This window comes from Crossiella sp. CA-258035, assembly GCF_030064675.1.
Classification (GTDB): Bacteria; Actinomycetota; Actinomycetes; order Mycobacteriales; family Pseudonocardiaceae; genus Crossiella.
Genome location: NZ_CP116413.1, coordinates 4,962,669 through 4,979,945, shown reverse-complemented (window position 1 = coordinate 4,979,945; position 17,277 = coordinate 4,962,669). Strand labels below are relative to the sequence as shown.

The window sequence follows — 17,277 nt, the reverse complement described above, 5'->3', positions numbered from 1 at the left end:
CCGTGTCGTCAGAGCTTCTGGATGCGGTCCTTGAACAGGGTGGTGGCGATCTGCTTGGCGCGGGGCTGGCCCTTGAGGAAGGACTGGGCGAACTTGGTGGCCTGCTCGTAGGTGATCTTGCCGGGCAGCGGCGGTTCGTCGGGGTTGACGTCGACGTCGAGCAGGGCGGGGCCGGGGTGGGCCAGTGCGGCGCGGACGGCCTCCGGCAGGGCCTCGGGGGAGTCGATCTTCGCGCCGTAGGCGCCGCAGGAGCGGGCCCAGCCGCTGAAGTCGGAGCGGGGCTCGCCGAAGCGGACGCCGTGTTCGGGGTAGCCCAGGACCATCTGCTCCCAGAGGATCTGGCCGAGGGAGCCGTTGTTGTTGATGATGACCTTGACCGGCAGGTTCAGCCGGACCGCGGTGAGGAACTCGCCCATGAGCATGGCGAAGCCGCCGTCGCCGATGAAGGCGATGACCTGGCGGCCGGGGTGGGCGTGTTGCACGGCCAGGGCGTAGGGCAGGCCGCAGGCCATGGTGGCCAGGGTGGCGGAGAGGTAGAACTCGCGGGTGCCGCGGATGGTCCAGTGCCGGGCGGCCCAGGTGGTGACGGTGCCGGAGTCGCAGGTGAGGATGGCGTCGTCGGTGGCCAGGGTGTCCAGCAGGTGGGCCAGGTACTGGGGTGCGATGGGGGAGCGGTCCGGGTTCTGCTGGCTGGCCAGGTCGCGCCGCCATTTGTCCATTTTGGACTGGTACTTGCCGAGGTGGTCGTGGTCCCGCTTGTCCAGCAAGGGGATCAGGCGGCGCAGTGACTCCTGGGCGTCGCCGACGACGGGGGCGGTGACGGGCAGGCGGACGCCGATGCGTTCGGGGAAGGTGTCGATCTGGGCGACGCGGACCTTGTCCGGGTCGGGCAGGTGGCGGGTGTAGGGGAAGTTGGTGCCGACCATGAGCAGGGTGTCGATGTCGTCGACGAGCTCGGCGCTGGGTGTGGTGCCGAGCAGGCCGAGGCCGCCGACGGTGTAGGGGGAGTCGTCGGGCAGGACGGCTTTGCCGGGCAGGGTTTTCAGCACCGGTGCGCCGAGGGTGTCGGCGACCTGGGTGACCTCGGCGCCCGCGCCGAGTGCGCCGGCGCCGACCAGGATGGCGGGGCGGGTGCCCTCGTTGAGCAGGGTGGCGGCGGCGTGCAGCTGGGCTTGGTCGGGGATGGGGCGGTGCTCGGGGAAGATCGGTGCGCCGTGGTGGGGGATGCCGGGTGCGCCGTGGCTGTAGGGGTCGGCGTCGGCGGGGGCGATCTGCACGTCGTTGGGCAGGCACAGGTGGGCCACGCCGCGGCGGGCCAGTGCGGTGCGCACGGCGCCGTCGAGGACGCCGGGGACCTGCTGGGGGTTGGTGATCAGCAGGTTGTACTCGGCGACGTCGGCGAAAAGAGCCGTGAGGTCGACTTCCTGCTGGTAGCCGGAGCCGAGCAGGCCGGTTTCCTGGGCGCCGGTGAGGGCGAGCACGGGGGCGTGGTCGAGTTTGGCGTCGTAGAGGCCGTTGAGCAGGTGGATGCCGCCGGGGCCGGAGGTGGCCAGGCAGACGCCGAGGCGTCCGGTGGCCTTGGCGTGCGCGGTGGCCATGAAGGCGGCGGCTTCCTCGTGCTGGACGAGGACGAAGCGGACCTGGTCGCGGTGGCGGCGCAGGCCTTCCATGAGTCCGTTCACGCCGTCGCCGGGCAGGCCGAAGATGGTGTCCACGCCCCATTCGGCGAGGCGGCCGATGAGGCGTTGCGCGCAGATGTCAGCCATGTTGGAGGGCCTACCCGGTGTGTTCGGGGGAAAACGGGTTACCCGGGTGGCATGAGTGAGCGACCGCCGCATCCCGAGCCGGAGCGAACCCCTGGTCTGGAGCCTGGTGGCGGGGTGCCGCCCGGTGAGACGCCGCCTGCGGAGGGTGGGATGTCGGGGTTGTCGCACCGGGAGCCGGAGCCCTCGGCCGTGACGGGGCGGGTGACCCTGGTGCTGGTGGGTGTGGTGACGTTGCTGGTGGTGGCGATGATCGTGGCGCAGATCGTGGGCTTGATCGACGTTCTTTAGCGGGGCAGGTGCTGGGCCCGGCCGGGGTCGAGCAGGGCGGCCCACAGGTCGCCGTCGTCCTCGACGCGGTCGATGGCCTCGGCCGGGCTGAAGCGGAGCTGGGCGGGTTTGGTGCAGTTCTCCACCTCGGCCCAGGTGATGGGGGCGGCGACGGTGGGGGTGGGCTGGGCGCGCAGGGAGTAGGGGGCCACGGTGGTCTTGGCGGGGTTGTTCTGGCTCCAGTCGATGAGGACCTTGCCGGTGCGTTCGGTTTTGGTCATGCGGGAGACGACCAGGTTGGGCAGTTGCCTGGCCAGGCGTTCGGCGATGGCCTTGGCGTAGGCGCTGGTGCGTTCGGGGGTGCTGACCCGGACCGGGACGTAGAGCTGGAGGCCTTTGCCGCCGCTGACCTTGGGGTAGGCGGTGAGGCCGTCCTCGGCGAGCACGGTGCGCAGGTGTTCGGCGACGCGGCAGCACAGGACCAGGTCGGCGGGTGCGCCGGGGTCGAGGTCGAAGACCAGGCGGTCGGGTTCCCTGATGCCGCCGCGGGGTCCGACCGTCCACTGTGGAACGTGGAGTTCCAGGGCGGCGAGGTTGGCCGCCCACATCAGCGTGGCCAGGTCGTTGACGAGCAGGAAGTGGGCGCTGTCGCGGCCGCGACTGCTGCCGGGGGTGGGGATCTCGGCGGTGGCGACCCAGTCGGGGGCGTGCCGGGAGGTGTTCTTCTCGTAGAAGCTCTCGCCGGTGACGCCGTCGGGGAAGCGGCGCAGGGTGGCCGGGCGGTGGCGCAGGTGCGGGAGCATGACCGGGGCGATGCGGGCGTAGTAGTCGATGACCTCGGACTTGGTGGTGCGGGCCCGCGGGTAGAGCACCTTGTCCAGGTTGGTCAGGCGTACCCGGCGGTCTTCGACCGCGACCGTGACGGTGTCGGCGTCCACCGGGGTGGGGTACCCACGGTCGGCTGGGACTACGCGGTGGAGAAATTTTCGCGGGCGTGTCGATATCGGGGGTCGCCGTTCGTCGTCATGGTGTACGCCAGCACCAGAACCGACGAGAGGCCGAACTGTGAAGTACATGCTGTTGATGTTCAGTGGGGACCCGGCGCAGGAGCCGCAGTGCACGGTGGAGGACTGGGTCGCCTTCGAGAAGGAGATGAAGGCGGCCGGGATCTGGGTGTCCGGGCATGCGCTGGCTGATCTGACCACGGCGACGACGGTGCAGGTCAGCGCGTCGGGGGAGCGGACGATCACGGATGGGCCGTTCGCGGAGACCCGTGAGGTGCTGGGCGGTTACGACATCATCGATGTGCCGAACCTGGATGTGGCGCTGGAGTGGGCGGCGCGGTGCCCTGGTTCGCGGGATGGCGGGGCGGTCGTGGTGCGGCCGGTCGCGGACTTCGGGAGCTGATCGTCGTGGACGGGCGGGCGGCCTCGGCGGCGTCGGTGGAGTCGATCTTCCGGGAGGAGCACGGCAGGCTGTTGGGCTCGCTGGTGCGGCGCTTCGGTGACCTGGATCTGGCCGAGGAGGTCGCCGCGGAGGCGATCGAGGCGGCGTTGACGCACTGGCCGGTCGATGGCGTGCCCGCGCGTCCGGGGGCGTGGTTGCTGACCACGGCGCGGCGCAAGGCGGTGGACCGGCTGCGGCGGGACCAGGTGTATGCGGCGCGGTTGGCGATCTTGCAGGTGGAGGCGGACCGGGCGGATCCGGTGCCCTCGGCCGACGCGGGGGCGGAGTTGCCGGATGAGCGGTTGCAGTTGTTCTTCACCTGCGCGCATCCGGCGTTGCCCGCGGAGGACCGGGGTGCGTTGACGTTGCGGTGCCTGGCCGGGTTGACCACGGGTGAGGTGGCGCGGGCCTATCTGGTGCCCGCGGCGACGATGGCGCAGCGGATCGTGCGGGCGAAGAAGAAGATCCGGGAGGCGCGGATCCCGTTCCGGGTGCCGGGGGCGGATGAGTTGCCTGCGCGGTTGCCGGGGGTGCTCTCGGTGTTGTACTCGATCTTCACCGAGGGGTATGCGGCCAGTTCGGGTCCGGAGTTGCAGCGGCTGGACCTGGCTGAGGAGGCGATCCGGTTGGCGCGGATCCTGCACCGGCTGTTGCCGGGTCAGCGGGAGGTGACCGGGTTGCTGGCGCTGATGCTGCTGGTGCACGCGCGGCGGGCGGCGCGTACTGGGCCGGCGGGTGAGGTGGTGTTGCTGGCCGATCAGGACCGGAGTCGCTGGGACCAGGTGTTGATCGAGGAGGGGCAGCGGTTGGTGGTCTCGGCGCTGACCGGTGGTCCGGCGGGGCAGTACGGGGTGCAGGCGGCGATCGCGGCGTTGCACGATGAGGCCGCTGATGTGGAGAGCACGGACTGGCCGCAGATCGTGGCCCTCTACGACGTGTTGGTGAAGATCGCTCCGTCGCCGGTGGTGGCGTTGAACCGGGCGGCGGCGGTGGCGATGCGGGATGGTCCGGCGGTGGGGCTGGCGCTGCTGGACGGGTTGGCGGCGGAGCCGAAGCTGCGTGGCTATCACCTGTATCCGTTGGCCCGGGCGGACCTGTTGGAGCGTCTTGGCCGCCTGGCTGAGGCCGCGGATGCCTACCGGCAGGCCCTGGAGCTGGTGGGGAACGAAACCGAGCGTGCGCATCTGCGCCATCGACTTGTCGCTGTGGAAGGAAAGATCGACCATGGACCGTGAGCAGATCCTGGCCTGGACCCACGCCGAGCGTCTTGACCTGGCGGAGTTCCTGGAGACGTTGAGCGACAACGACTTCCGGGTGCGGTCGTTGTGTGCGGAGTGGACGGTGCACGAGGTGGTGGCACACCTGACCGTGGCCACCCGGATGTCGTGGGGGGCCACGGTGTGGGCGGCGATCCGGGCGCGGGGCAGTTTTGACCGGATGGAGACGAACCTGGCGCGGGAGCGTGCGGCGCGGTTCTCCCCGGCGGAGCTGATCGCGCAGTACCGGGAGACCGCGGGCTCGGCGAAGCGGACGCCGGGGTCGGGGGTGCTGGATCCGTTGACGGACACGCTGGTGCACGGGCAGGACATCGCGCGGCCGTTGGGCCGGGTGCGGGTGCTGCCGGTGGAGCGGGCGCTGGCGGCGCTGGAGCACGTGCTGGGCAGTGCGTTCTACGGGGCGCGCAAGCGGTTCGCGGGGCTGCGGCTGGTGGCCACTGACGCCGACTTCTGCTCCGGTGAGGGTGTGGAGGTGCGTGGTCCGGTGGGTGAGCTGTTGATGCTGGCGACCGGGCGGCCCTCGGGTTTGGCGGGGTTGTCGGGGCCGGGTGTGGGGCGGCTGGTGTCAGGTTTCGCCGAGGCGGGCAAGTAGCCAGTCGGCTTGGGGGTGGCGGTGCTGGGCGCGGTAGAGCTCCAGCGCCTGCCGCCAGGCTTTCCCGGCTTGTTCGGGCTGGCCGAGGGCGTGGTGGGCGAGGCCGAGGCGGCGCAGGATGTCGGCCTGTTCGTAGTGGTCGCCGAGCTCGCGGTAGCGGTCCAGGGCCTGGCTGAGGTAGTCGATGGCCTGCTGGTGGCGGCCGAGTCGCAGGCCGATGCTGCCGAGGCTGTGCAGTGCCCCGGCTTCTCCGTCGCGGTAGTGGTGTTCGCGGGAGAGTTCCAGGGCGGTCATGAAGTAGTCGAGGGCTTTGAGCTGGAGCCCGAGGTTGGCCAGGTGCCAGCCGTAGCCCTTGAGCGCCTTGGCCCGCCATTCGGGGGCGTCGAGCTGTTCGAAGGCGTCCAGGGCGTGGGTGGCGTGGGTGAGGGCGCGTTGGTGGTCGCCCAGTTCCTGCCAGGCCAGGGCCAGGGCGCGTTCGGTGTGGGCGCGTCCGGCCAGGTCGTCGGCCTCGATGGACTGCTCGACGGCGCGGGTGAGCTGGTCGAGGGCTTCCTGGGGGCGGCCCAGGCGCAGGTTGGCGCGGCCGAGCAGGCGCAGCGCGGTGTAGCGGGCCTCGGGGTGGTCGAGGGCTTCGGCGGCGGCCAGGCCGAGGGTCCAGGTCTCGTGGTGTTCGAGCCGGTGGCCGCGGCGCTGGTGGAAGGTGGTCATGGCCCAGGCCAGCTGCCAGGTCAGGGTGGCATCGCCCAGGGGCAGGGTGGCCAGCAGGCAGGCGTGTTCGGCGTCGAACCAGGCCAGTGCGGCGGGTTCGTCGGGCAGGTCCAGGGGTGGGGTGCGGGGTGGGTCGAGGGGGAGGGGGAGCTGGTGCAGGCGGTCGAGGTGGTGGCGGGCGCGCAGTGCGGTGTGCCGGTAGAAGTCGGTGAGGCCGGTCAGGTCGGCGTCGGTGGCCTGGGTGGCGGCGAAGTCGCGGACCAGGTCGTGCATGCGCCAGCGGCCGGTGGCGTCGCGGTGCAGGAGTGAGGCTTGTTCGAGGGCGCGCAGGGTGCGGCGGCTGCCGGGGGAGCCGAGCAGGGCGGTCGCGGCGGCGGTGCTGATGTCGGGGCCGGGGGCGATGCCGAGCAGGCCGAAGGCCCTGGCTTGTTCGGTGGTCAGGGCGCGGTGGGACCAGGAGAGCACGGCGGTGATGCTGGCGGTGGGCTCGTCCTCGTCCAGGCCGGTCTCGCGGAGCTCGGCGACCACCTCGGCCAGGGGCAGGTGGGGCTGGGTCTGGGCTCGTCCGGCGACGATGTTGAGGGCCAGCGGGAGGCCGCCGCACAGTGCGACCAGTTCGTCCAAGGCGGCGGGGTCGGTCGCGCCCAGGCGTCTGGTGAGCAGGTCGTGGGACTCCGGGCCGGGCAGGACGTCGAGCGGGACGTGCTGGGCGTGCTGGGTGCTGAGCAGGCCGGGCAGATGGTTGCGGCTGGTCACCAGGACGGTGCAGGCGGGGCTGCCGGGCAGCAGGGGCAGGACCTGGGCGGTGTCGGCGGCGTTGTCCAGCACGATGAGCAGCTGTTTGCCCGCGACCAGGCTGCGGTAGTGGGCGAAGGGGTCGGCCGGCAGGTGGGCGGGGTCCTGGCCGAGGGCGTCGAGGAAGCCGCGGACGGCGGCGGCCGGGGTCAGCGGGTCGGTTTCGGGGCTGAAGCCGCGCAGGTCGACGAAGAGCTGTCCGTCGGGGAAGGCCTCCAGGCGCTGGTGGGCCCAGTGCAGGGCGAGTGCGGTCTTGCCGATGCCGCCGGTGCCGGCCAGTGCGGTGATCGGCGTGCGGCCCAGCGCGTGCAGTTCGGGGGTGCGGCCGACGAAGGCCGGTGGGGCCGGTGGCAGCTGGCGGGGGATCGGCGGTGGCGGGGCATGCAGGTGGATGCCGCCGGTGATGGAGTTCGCCTGGACGAGGTGGCCGCGGACCTCGCCGGTGTGCTCGTTACGCGGGCGCACGGAACAGGGCCGTCCACAGGAAGGACTCGCCGAAGGCGGGGTCCTCGGCGGGTTGGGGGCGCATGCGGCGGAGCTCGACCTCGGTGAGCCCGTGGAAGATCCAGCGCAGTTCCGCCTCGGTGTAGGCGAGTCCGCCGAAGAGGCTGGCTTCGCGGTAGAGCTCGGCGTCGGGGACCTCCGAGCCCATGCCGCCGGCGGCGAAGCAGGTGAGGGCGAAGTGCCCGCCGGGGGCGAGCAGGCGGGTGAGCAGGTCGAGGTAGCTGATCCGGCGGTGCGGGGGCAGGTGGTGGAAGCAGCCGGAGTCATAGATCAGGTCGTAGCGGCCGTCCAGGTCGAGCTGGAAGGCATCGCCGTGGTGGAAGCGGATGTCCGCGCCCGCTTGTGCGGCGCGTTCGCGGGCCCAGGTGATCGCGGTGGGGGAGAGGTCGACGGCGTCCACGGTGAACCCGGCTGCGGCCAGGTGGATGGCGTTGCGGCCGGCGCCGCAGCCCAGGTCCAGGACCCGGCCGGGGGTGAGCAGGCCGCGGTCGAGCCAGTCGAGCAGGCTCTCATCGGGTTTGGCCACGAAGAAGGGGACCGGTTTGTCCCGGTCGGCGTAGAAGCGGTCCCACCAGGTGGCGCCGCCGTCGCTGGTCCAGCGGTCGGCCTCGCGGGCGAAGAGGCCGTCGAGCAGCCGGAGCACGTCCTCCACGCTGCGGATGTTCCGGTCCACCCGCCTGATCCTAGGCCGTGATCTCCTCTGGGCGGCGATCTGGCCGCAAGCCGCGCCAGGAGGGCGTGCGCAGCTTCCCCTCCGGTGTCCACTCCCGGAAGGCGACCTCGCCGACCAGGGACGGGGTGACCCAGTGCGTGGTGCGGCCGCGGTCGGCGGGGATCGGGTCGAGGAAGGGGGAGCTCTTGCGGGCCAGCGCGGTCAGGCGGCGGGTGAGCAGGCGCAGCATCTCCTGGGTGAAGCCGGTGCCGACCTGGCCGACGTAGCGCAGGCCGCCCTCGGCGGGGATGCCGAGCATGAGGGAGCCGAGCAGGCCTTCGCGGCGGCCGTGGCCGGTGCGCCAGCCGCCGATGACGACCTCCTGGGTGCGCAGGTCGGTGATCTTGATCCAGTCGGGGCCGCGGTGGCCGGGGTGGTAGCGGGAGTCCCGGCGTTTGGCGAGCACGCCTTCCAGGCCGGCGTCCTGGGCGGCGCGCAGCACGGCGGCGCCGGCGCCGGGGTAGGCCGGTGGGGTGAGCCAGCGGGGGCCGCTGAGGGCGAGCTCGTCGAGCAGGCGGCGGCGCTCGGCGTAGCGCAAGTCCACTGTGGACTGTCCGTCGAGGTGCAGCAGGTCGAAGATGAGGTAGTGCACCGGCTGGGACTCGGTGAGGCGGCGCACGGTGGCGGCGTCGCTGACGTGCATGCGGCGTTGCAGGGCGGTGAAGCTGGGTTTGCCGTCGCGGAAGGCCACGATCTCGCCGTCGAGGAGGGTCTGGGTGCTGCCGAGCTGGTCGCCGAGGCCGCGGATCTCCGGGTAGGTGGCGGTGATCTCGCCGCCCGCCCGGGAGTGCAGGGTGAGGCGGCCGCCGTCGACGCGGGCGATCGCGCGGACCCCGTCCCACTTGAACTCATACGACCACAGCTCGTCCTGCTCGGCCGGGGGCAGGGTGCCGGGGGTGGCGAGCATGGGTGGGACGGCTTCGGGCAGCGGGAGCCAGTCGGGGTTCTCCGGGGCGTCCAGGCGGTGCACCATCCAGTTCTCGCCCTTGCGGGAGAACAGGTACCGGCCGTTGGCGCGCCGGCCGTGCAGGACGACCTCGACCCTGGCCCTGGTCCACTGGATGGTCTCGTAGTGCCCGGCGTCCCAGATGGTCATGGTGCCCGCGCCGTACTCCCCGCGCGGGATCTCCCCGGCGAAGGTGGCGTAGGAGAGCGGGTGGTCCTCGGTGTGCACGGCCAGGCGGGACACCCCGGGTTCGGTGGGCAGTCCTTTGGGCACGGCCCAGGAGACCAGGACCCCGGCGCGTTCGAGGCGGACGTCCCAGTGCAGGCGGCGGGCGTGGTGTTCCTGGATGACGAAGGTGTCGTCCTGGCCGCGGGGCAGCGGTCCGGGTCCGGGCACCGGCTCGGGGGTGCGGGCGGGGTCCCGTTTGCGGCGGTACTCGGTGAGATCGCCCACGGGCTAGGCGGATCGCTTCGGGGTGCGGGGTTTGCTGGTGCTCGACTTGGCCGTGCTGCGGCTGCCGGTGGATTTGGTGCCGCTGCTCTTGGCGGTGCTGGACTTGGTGGTGCCGGTCTTGGTGGTGCTGGACTTCGCGGTGGTCTTCGTGCCGCCGGTGCGGGCGCGGGTGGTGGTCTTCTCCGCGGCGGGCTTGGCACGGCTGGCAGTCGTGCGCTTGGCGGGCTCGCGCTTGCCGCCCGCGGCTTCCACGCTGCGCTGCAAGGCGGTCATCAGGTCGACGACCTCGGCGTGCTGTTCCTGCTCGCCGCGCGCCGGTGGGGCCGCGCCCTCGGCCTTGGCCTCGATCAGCTCCTGCAGCGCCACCCGGTAGTCATCGCCGAACTCCTCGGGGTGGAAGTCCCCGGACATGCTCTCCACCAGCGAGCCGGCCATCTGCAGCTCCTGGCGGCGGACCTCGGTGTCCTCGTGCAGGAACGGGAACTCCGGCACCCGGATCTCATCCGGCCACATCATGGTGTGCAGCACCAGCACGTCCTCGCGGGCGCGCAGCATCGCCAGGGTCTCCCGCTGCCGCAGGGTGATCTTGACAACGGCCAGCCGGTCGGCCTGTTCCAGGGCGGTGCGCAGCAGCACGTAGGGGCGGACCGCGGCCTTGTCGGGCTCCAGGTAGTAGCTCTTCTGGAAGTAGATCGGGTCGATCTGCTCGGCGGAGACGAACTCCACCACGTCGATGGCCCGGTCGGTGGTGATGGGCAGGGAGTCGAAGTCCTCCTTGGTCAGGGTGACCAGGCGGCCGTCCTCCAGCTCGTAGCCGCGGTCGATCTCGGCGTAGTCGACCTCCTCGCCGCAGGCCGAGCAGACGCGCTTGTACCGGATGCGGCCGCCGTCGGCGCGGTGCACCTGGTGGAAGCGGAAGTCGTGCTCCTCGGTGGCCGCGTACAGCTTCACCGCGATGGTGACCAACCCGAAGGAGATCGCGCCCCGCCACATCGCTCTCATGCCACCCGGGTTACCCAGACACGCGCGCGTATATACCTGTTTCCCCCGGTAGTGGAGGTCGTGTCCGCCCCACCGCGCCCGCGACAGCCGCGCCGAGCCGGCCGCTGGCGGCACGGCCGAAGCGCCCGAACACGACCCGGTATGAGGCCACTTCGGCCGCACCGCCAGCGGCCGACTCGATCACGGCTCTCGCAGACGCGGCGGGGCGGACACGACCTGGTGTGAGCTGCGCGCCGTTGGGTAACCGGGCGTCATGGTCAGCATCGGATACTTCCTGTCCTGCGAGGAGCACGGCCCACGGGAGCTGGTCCGCCAGGCCCGGCTGGCCGAGCAGGCCGGGTTCGAGCGGCTGTGGATCTCCGACCACTTCCACCCGTGGAACGGCGAGCAGGGCCAGAGCCCGTTCGTGTGGTCGGTGATCGGCGCGCTCTCAGAGGCCACCCGGCTGCCCATCACCACCGCGGTGACCTGCCCGACCGTGCGCACCCACCCCGCCGTGATCGCCCAGGCCGCGGCCACCGCGGCGGTGCAGTGCGAGGGCCGGTTCACCCTCGGGGTGGGCAGCGGCGAGGCGCTCAACGAGCACATCCTCGGCGACCCGTGGCCCTCCGCCGGTGTCCGGCTGCGCATGCTGGAGGAGGCGATCGAGGTCATCCGGGCGTTGCACACCGGCAAGCAGGTCGACCACGAGGGCGAGTTCTACACCGTGCAGAACGCCCGCATCTACACCCTGCCCGAGCAGCCGGTGCCCATCTACTTCTCCGCCTTCGGCCCCAAGGCCGCCAAGCTGGCCGGGCGGGTCGCTGACGGGTTCATGAGCACCAAACCGGACGCGGAGACCCTCGGGATCTTCCGCGAGCACGGTGGGGCGGGCAAACCGGCCCAGGGCGGGTTCAAGGTGTGCTGGGCCGAGACCGAGGAGAAGGCTGTCGAGACCGTGCACCGGTTGTGGCCCAACGAGTCGCTGCCCGGCGAGCTGGCCCAGGTGCTGCCCGCGCCCCGGCACTTCGAGCAGGCAGCCGAACTCATCACCCCGGAGATGAGCAGGCAGGCAGTGCCCTGCGGCCCGGACGTCGACGCGCACCTGGCCGCGTTGCGGTCCTATGTGGACGCCGGGTTCGACGAGGTCTACGTGCAGCAGATCGGGCCCGAGCAGGAGGAGTTCTTCCGCAACTGGGCCGAGCACGTGTTGCCCAGGGCCAAGGAAACCGCGACCGCACTGGCCTGAGGAGGGAGAGAGATGACCCAGCACGAGTACAGCCCGCCGCCCCCGGACGAGCTCGGCACCACCGAGCACGCCCCGGAGGACCCGGCGAACCTGACCGCGGCCGAGGACCTGGACGAGGACCGCATCGGCGTGGACCCCCTGGAAGAGGGGGTGGAGCCGCCGGAGGACTGGGCGGAGGCCAACCGGCACGGCACCACCGCCCGTGAACAGTCCGAGGGCGAGCCGATGGCCGACCGGCTGGCCGAGGAGGTCCCCGACCAGCAACCGGAACTGCCGCCGGAGCGGCCGCTGGGAGCCACCCCCGACGACGAGCTGGACGAGACCATCGACGAGGCCCCGCCGGAGGCCGACCCCGAGCTGGGCGAGATCGAGTCCAGCGAGGAGGAGGTCCCGCGGCGCGGTGGCCCGGAACAGCTGGCGATGCGAATCGAGCGCGGATGAGCGAGGAACTGGCCCCGTTACCGCTGGAGGAACCCCCGGAGGAGCCGCCGACGGCGGACCCGGACGCGCTGCTGCGCACCCTGGTCAAAGTGGTCACCACGTTGCGCGCCAAGGACATCCCGTTCGCCGTCACCGGCGGCGCGGCGGTCTACGCGCGCGGCGGGGCGGCCTCCGACCACGACATCGACCTGCTGGTCACCGTCGAGGACGCCCGCCGCGCGGTGCAAGCCCTGGTGGACAACGGGATGCGCGGCGCCCAGCCGCCGGAGGACTGGCTGCTCAAGGCCTACGACGGGGACCGGCTGATCGACCTGATCTTCCGCCCCAACGACCGGCCGGTCACCCACGAGCAGCTGGCGCGAGCCGAGGACCTGCGGATCGGCTCGGTCACCGCGCCGGTGGCCCGCGCCACCGACCTGGTGGTGGACAAGCTGCTGGTGCTCGGACCGCACCGCTGCGACTTCACCGAACTGCTGCCGATGGCCCGCGCCCTGCGTGAGCAGGTCGACTGGGAGCGGGTCGCCACCGACACCGCCGACTCCCCGTACGCCGAGGCTTTCCTGTTGCTGCTCAAGCGGTTGCGGATCGCCCCGACCCTGGGCGCGGTCGGCCAGCCGAGGAGGACAGGGTGAGCGAAGCACGAACCCCGCAGTACGAGGTAGGCCGGTTGCGCCGCGCGCTGGTGGAGGATCCCCGCACCGCCGAACAGGGGGTCAAGGTCACCGTGCGCGGCGAGCACGTCTTCCTCTCCGGCGAGGTCGCCAGCGAGCAGCGGCGGCAGAAGCTGGATGAGGTGATCGGCGAACTGGCGCCGGACCTGGTGGTGCACAACGAGACCCACGTGGTCCAGGCCGGTGCGCCGACTGGACGGGAGGAGCTACGGTGATCCGGATAGCCGCGGTCGGCGACGTCCACCTGGGACCGGACGCCGCCGGCCACCTGCGACCCGCGCTGGAAGAGCTGGGCGACTGCGCCGATGTGCTGCTGCTGGCTGGCGATCTGACCAAGCACGGCAGCCTGGACGAGGCCAAGGTGGTCGCCGAGGAGTTCGCCGACCTGCCGGTGCCGGTGCTGGCCGTGCTGGGCAACCACGACCACCACGCCGACATCCCCGACCAGGTCGCCGACCTGCTCACCGAGCACGGCATCACCGTGCTGGAAGGCAACGGCGTCACCCTGGAGGTCGGCAAGTGCACCCTGGGTGTGGCCGGGGTGAAGGGCTTCGGTGGCGGCTTCGCCGGCAAGTGCGGAAGCTCCTTCGGCGAACGGGAGATGAAGGCCTTCATCGACCACACCACCGAGGTCTCCGGCAAGCTCGCCGACGCGCTCAACAGCCTGGAGTGCGACATCAAGGTCGCGCTGACCCACTACTCGCCGGTGAACGACACCCTCAAGGGCGAACCCCCGGAGATCTACCCGTTCCTGGGTTCCTACCTGCTGGCCGAGGCCATCGACAGCGCGGGCACCGACCTCGCCCTGCACGGCCACGCCCACTTCGGCACCGAGCACGGCAGCACCCCCGGCGGGGTCCGGGTCCGCAACGTGGCCCAGCCGGTGATCAAGGCCGCCTACCAGATCTACTGCCTGGAACCGGCAGTGGTGGGCACCTCGGCGTAACTGGACGTGCGGCGGGTCCTCGCTGAGTTGCCCTCAGCGGGGACCCGCCGCACGTTCGGTCTAGACCACCGTCAGCGCATCCCGGCAGAGCTGGAGCTCCTCGCGGGGCTTGACCACCAGCACCGGCACCCCCTCGGTGTGCACCGGCCCGTCGTCCTCCCGGTTGTCCGCCACCGCGGGCCGGACGCCCAGCTGACCCAGCCGCGCGGTGATCGCCTCCCGCAGCTCCGGCTGGTCCCAGCCGATCTCCCCGGTGAAGACCAGCGCGTCCACCCGGTACAGGCTGGTCGCCGCGGCCGCCAGCTCACGGGCCACCCGGTGCGCGAAGACCCGCAACGCCAGATCCGCCGCCGGGTCACCGTCCCTGGCCGCCGCCACCAGCTCGCGGGTGTCGCCGGAGCGGCCGTCGGACAGGCCCAGCAGACCGGACTGGCGGTACAGGCCCTCGGAAAGCTGCTCCCGGGTGAGGCCCTTCTCGAGCAGGTGCAGCAGCAGACCGGGGTCGATGGAGCCGGAGCGCTTGGACATGGGCACGCCTTCCAGCGGGGTGAAGCCCATGGAGGTGTCCACGCTGCGGCCGTCCCGGTAGGCGCACACCGAACAGCCACCGCCCAGATGAGCCAGCAGCAGGCTCAGCCGGTCCTCGCCGACCCCGGTCATCGCGGCCACCCGGCGCACCGCGTGCGCGTAGGACAGGCCGTGGAAACCGTAGCGCCGCAACCCGAACCGCTGCCGCCACTCCGCGGGCAGCGGGTAGGTCGTGGCCAGGTCGGAGAGTCCATTGTGGAACGCGGTGTCCGGGCACAGCACGTGCGGCACCCCGGAGAGGTGTCCGCGCAGCTTCGCCAGCAGGGCCAGGGTGCGTGGCACGTGCAGCGGGGCCAGCGCGGCCACCGGGTCCAGGGCCCGCACCAGCTCGTCGGTGACCACGGTTGGGGCGCGCACTGCCTCGCCGCCGTGCACCAGCCGGTGCGCCACCGCGGTCAGCTCCCGGTCACCCACCCGGAACAGCAGCTTGCGCAGCTCCGCCGCGGCCTCCTCGGAGTCCGGCGGGGCTTCCACGTGCATCTGGTCCAGCACCCGCTCGGTGTCCCCGGAGACCAGGTGCGCCTGCAGGCTGGAGGAACCTGGGTTGATCGTCAGCACGGTGCTCATGCGGGCCAGCTCCACTCGGTGATCTCCTTGGCGTCCTTGCCTTCCCGAAAGGCGTGGGCGCGCAGCTCGTCACGTTCGGCGAGCAGCCGCTGCGCCAGGCCGCCACCGGCGCTGGCCCAGCCACCTGCCCGGCGCAGCGCGTCGGCGGCCAGGTCGTAGCGGCTCATCCGGTTGCTCACCAGCAGGTCGAACGGGGTCGTCGTGGTGCCTTCCTCCAGGTAGCCGTGCACGTGGAAACGCGCCGGGTCGGGGCGGCCGTGCAGCACCTCGTGCACCGCGGAGGGGTAGCCGTGGAAGGCGAAGACCACCGGCAGGCCGCGGCCGAAGCATGCCTCGAAGGCGCGTTCGTCCATGCCGTGCGGGTGCCGGCGCGGGGTGGACAGGCTGAGCAGGTCAACCACGTTGACCACCCGCACCATCAGGTCAGGGGCGTGCCGCCGGAGCAGGTCGGCCGCGGCCAGGGTCTCCACCGTGGGCACCCCGCCCGCGCAGGCCAGCACCACCTCCGGCTGGTCGCGATGCTGCTCGGTGCCCGCCCAGTCCCACACCCCGGCGCCCGCGCGGCAGTGCCGGGCCGCCTCCTCGGCGGAAAGCCATTGCGCGGCAGGGTGTTTGCCCGCGATGACCAGGTTGATCCGGTCGGTGGAGGACAGGCAGTGGTGCAGGGTGTGCAGCAGGGTGTTGGCATCCGGCGGGAAGTAGATCCGGCTGACCGAGGACTTCTTGGTCAGCAGGTTGTTGATGAAGCCGGGGCCCTGGTGGCTGTAACCGTTGTGCTCCTGCCGCCAGCCCTCGCTGGTGAGCAGGTAGTTGAGGCTGGCCACCGGGGTCCGCCACGGCGTCTCGGCGGCCATCTTGAGGAACTTGGCGTACTGGTTGACCATACTGTCCACAATGGAGGCAAAGGCCTCGTAGCAGGGGAACAGGCCGTGCCGGCCGGTGAGCAGGTAGCCCTGCAACCAGCCCTGGCACAGGTGTTCCGAGAGCACCTCCATCACCCGGCCGTGCCGCCCGAGGTGTTCGGCCGGGCTGCCCGGCGGCCAGGCGAAGACCCGGTCGGTGGCGCTCAGGGTGGCGTCGAGCTTGTTGGAGGCCAGCTCGTCCGGGCACATGATCCGGAAGTTCCGGCTCTCCTCGGTGCGCCGCAACAACTCCGCCAGGTACTCACCCGCGGTCGCGGTCGGACTGGCCTGGGCGGCACCGGGTTTGCTCACCTCGACGGCGAACTCGGCCGGGTCAGGCAGGGGCAGCTCGCGGCGCAGGTCGCCGCCGTTGGCCTGCGGCACGCGTCCGAGGCGCAGCTCCTCCGGTGGCAGCAGGTCGAGCAGGTCCGGCTGGGGTGCGCCGTGCCGGGTGAACAGCTCCTCCGGGCGGTAGGAGCGCAGCCAGCGTTCGAGGAGTTCCAGGTTGTCCGCCTCGATCGGCACCTGGTGGGCGTGGAAGCTGCCTTCCAGGGGTGTGCCCTCGGCGTCGAAGGCGGGCAGGCCCCAGCCCTTGGGGCTGCGCAACAGGATCATCGGCCAGCGCGGCCGGTCCGGTCGGCGGTCGCGGATGCCGGTGATCTCGGTGCGGGCCAGGGTCAGGGTGCTGGCCAGCAGCTCGTCCGGCTCGGCGGTCGTGGTCACATCGACCAGGTGCGGGGTCCAGCCCGCGCCGTGGAAGTAGGCGGCCAGCTCGTCGTCGTCCATCGAGGCGTACACCGTCGGCGAGGAGATCTTGGACCCGTTGAGGTGCAGGACCGGCAGCACCGCGCCGTCGTGCGCCGGGTCGAGGAACTTGCCGCCGTGCCAGGACCCCGCGGTCGGCCCGGTCTCGGCCTCCCCGTCGCCGATGAGGCAGGCCACCAGCAGCTCCGGATCATCCAGCGCCGCCCCGAACGCGGTGGCCAGCGCATAGCCGAGCTCGCCACCCTCGTGGATCACCCCGGGCACCTCGGGGGAGAGGTGGCTGGGAAACCCGCCGGGCCAGGAGAAACGGCGCACCAGCTCGGTCAGCCCGGCCTCATCCAGCGACAACGCGGGATCGTGCCGGGCGTGCGTGCCCTCCAGCCACAGGTTCGCGTGCACCGCGGGCGCGCCGTGACCAGGCCCGACCACGAACAACGTGCGCTGGCCGGTGGCCTTGGCCAGCGCGTTGAGTCCACTGTAGACAAACGTGATGCCCGGACAGGTGCCCCAGTGCCCGAGCAGGCGCGGTTTGAGGTGGTGCGGGCGCAGCGGCTCGCGCAACAGCACGTTGTCCCGCAGGTAGATCTGGGCCGCGGCCAGGTAGTCCGCGGCTCGGCGGTAGCGGCGGGCAGCCGCGGTGTCGATCACAGGAACCGGGTTTCCCGAATTCCTCGCTCGCCACACGTTTCCGCCCGGAGACG

General features: G+C 71.7%; 17 protein-coding genes. 9 read left to right on the top strand and 8 right to left on the bottom strand.

What is annotated here, in order from left to right; genetic code table 11:
• Positions 1-8 precede the first annotated feature (8 nt).
• Positions 9-1,766, bottom strand: a complete 1,758-nt coding sequence (locus tag N8J89_RS22805; protein WP_283659027.1) for a thiamine pyrophosphate-dependent enzyme — start codon at positions 1,764-1,766, stop codon at positions 9-11.
• A 51-nt stretch (positions 1,767-1,817) separates the two neighbouring features.
• Between N8J89_RS22805 and N8J89_RS22800 the strand changes: the two genes are divergently transcribed.
• On the top strand, positions 1,818-2,054 hold the full coding sequence (locus tag N8J89_RS22800) for a DUF6480 family protein (protein ID WP_283659026.1): 237 nt from the start codon (positions 1,818-1,820) through the stop codon (positions 2,052-2,054).
• Here the strand turns inward: N8J89_RS22800 and ligD (N8J89_RS22795) are convergent.
• Positions 2,051-2,971 (bottom strand): non-homologous end-joining DNA ligase, encoded by a 921-nt coding sequence (ligD, locus tag N8J89_RS22795; RefSeq protein WP_283659025.1) that lies wholly within the window; start codon positions 2,969-2,971, stop codon positions 2,051-2,053. The genes N8J89_RS22800 and ligD (N8J89_RS22795) overlap by 4 nt on opposite strands.
• Positions 2,972-3,098: 127 nt before the next feature.
• On the opposite strand from ligD (N8J89_RS22795), the gene N8J89_RS22790 reads away from it, so the two are divergent.
• Genes N8J89_RS22790 through N8J89_RS22780 form a run of 3 tightly spaced genes read left to right on the top strand, consistent with a single transcriptional unit; the run spans position 3,099 to position 5,348 of the window.
• The gene (locus N8J89_RS22790; protein ID WP_283659024.1) at positions 3,099-3,440 is read left to right on the top strand and encodes a YciI family protein; all 342 of its coding nucleotides are present in this window, start codon (positions 3,099-3,101) and stop codon (positions 3,438-3,440) included.
• A gap of 5 nt (positions 3,441-3,445) precedes the next feature.
• Positions 3,446-4,714: an RNA polymerase sigma factor gene (locus N8J89_RS22785; RefSeq protein ID WP_283659023.1), complete on the top strand. Its 1,269-nt coding sequence runs from the start codon at positions 3,446-3,448 to the stop codon at positions 4,712-4,714.
• Positions 4,704-5,348, top strand: coding sequence for a maleylpyruvate isomerase family mycothiol-dependent enzyme (locus tag N8J89_RS22780; RefSeq protein ID WP_283659022.1), 645 nt, complete (start codon positions 4,704-4,706; stop codon positions 5,346-5,348). Before N8J89_RS22785 ends, N8J89_RS22780 begins: the two co-directional genes overlap by 11 nt.
• Here N8J89_RS22780 and N8J89_RS22775 read toward each other — a convergent pair.
• From N8J89_RS22775 to ku, 4 genes are read right to left on the bottom strand one after another with little or no spacing between them, the layout of a single operon-like run.
• Positions 5,322-7,316 carry an ATP-binding protein gene (locus N8J89_RS22775; protein WP_283659021.1) on the bottom strand — a complete coding sequence of 665 codons (1,995 nt, stop codon included), beginning with the start codon at positions 7,314-7,316 and terminating at the stop codon, positions 5,322-5,324. The two genes, N8J89_RS22780 and N8J89_RS22775, sit on opposite strands and share 27 nt — an antisense overlap.
• Positions 7,303-8,028: a class I SAM-dependent methyltransferase gene (locus N8J89_RS22770; RefSeq protein ID WP_283659020.1), complete on the bottom strand. Its 726-nt coding sequence runs from the start codon at positions 8,026-8,028 to the stop codon at positions 7,303-7,305. The genes N8J89_RS22775 and N8J89_RS22770 overlap by 14 nt, the downstream gene beginning before the upstream one ends.
• 10 nt (positions 8,029-8,038) lie before the next feature.
• Entirely contained in the window at positions 8,039-9,466 is a 1,428-nt protein-coding gene (gene ligD / locus N8J89_RS22765; RefSeq protein ID WP_283659019.1) for a non-homologous end-joining DNA ligase, read from the bottom strand.
• A 3-nt stretch (positions 9,467-9,469) separates the two neighbouring features.
• Positions 9,470-10,468, bottom strand: coding sequence for a non-homologous end joining protein Ku (gene ku / locus N8J89_RS22760; protein WP_283659018.1), 999 nt, complete (start codon positions 10,466-10,468; stop codon positions 9,470-9,472).
• A gap of 253 nt (positions 10,469-10,721) precedes the next feature.
• Here ku and N8J89_RS22755 point away from each other — a divergent pair, with 253 nt between their 5' ends.
• Genes N8J89_RS22755 through N8J89_RS22735 form a run of 5 tightly spaced genes read left to right on the top strand, consistent with a single transcriptional unit; the run spans position 10,722 to position 13,754 of the window.
• Positions 10,722-11,696 (top strand): TIGR03557 family F420-dependent LLM class oxidoreductase, encoded by a 975-nt coding sequence (locus N8J89_RS22755; protein ID WP_283659017.1) that lies wholly within the window; start codon positions 10,722-10,724, stop codon positions 11,694-11,696.
• A 12-nt stretch (positions 11,697-11,708) separates the two neighbouring features.
• A complete protein-coding gene (locus N8J89_RS22750) occupies positions 11,709-12,137 on the top strand; it encodes a hypothetical protein (RefSeq protein ID WP_283659016.1) in 429 nt (142 codons plus the stop codon).
• Positions 12,134-12,769: a nucleotidyltransferase family protein gene (locus tag N8J89_RS22745; protein WP_283659015.1), complete on the top strand. Its 636-nt coding sequence runs from the start codon at positions 12,134-12,136 to the stop codon at positions 12,767-12,769. The genes N8J89_RS22750 and N8J89_RS22745 overlap by 4 nt, the downstream gene beginning before the upstream one ends.
• On the top strand, positions 12,766-13,023 hold the full coding sequence (locus N8J89_RS22740; RefSeq protein WP_283659014.1) for a BON domain-containing protein: 258 nt from the start codon (positions 12,766-12,768) through the stop codon (positions 13,021-13,023). Before N8J89_RS22745 ends, N8J89_RS22740 begins: the two co-directional genes overlap by 4 nt.
• On the top strand, positions 13,020-13,754 hold the full coding sequence (locus N8J89_RS22735; RefSeq protein ID WP_283659013.1) for a metallophosphoesterase family protein: 735 nt from the start codon (positions 13,020-13,022) through the stop codon (positions 13,752-13,754). The genes N8J89_RS22740 and N8J89_RS22735 overlap by 4 nt, the downstream gene beginning before the upstream one ends.
• Before the next feature lie 60 nt (positions 13,755-13,814).
• Here the strand turns inward: N8J89_RS22735 and N8J89_RS22730 are convergent, their stop codons facing one another.
• Positions 13,815-14,909: an acetate/propionate family kinase gene (locus tag N8J89_RS22730; protein ID WP_283659012.1), complete on the bottom strand. Its 1,095-nt coding sequence runs from the start codon at positions 14,907-14,909 to the stop codon at positions 13,815-13,817.
• Positions 14,906-17,224 (bottom strand): phosphoketolase, encoded by a 2,319-nt coding sequence (locus tag N8J89_RS22725; RefSeq protein ID WP_283659011.1) that lies wholly within the window; start codon positions 17,222-17,224, stop codon positions 14,906-14,908. Before N8J89_RS22725 ends, N8J89_RS22730 begins: the two co-directional genes overlap by 4 nt.
• Positions 17,225-17,277: the final 53 nt, after the last annotated feature.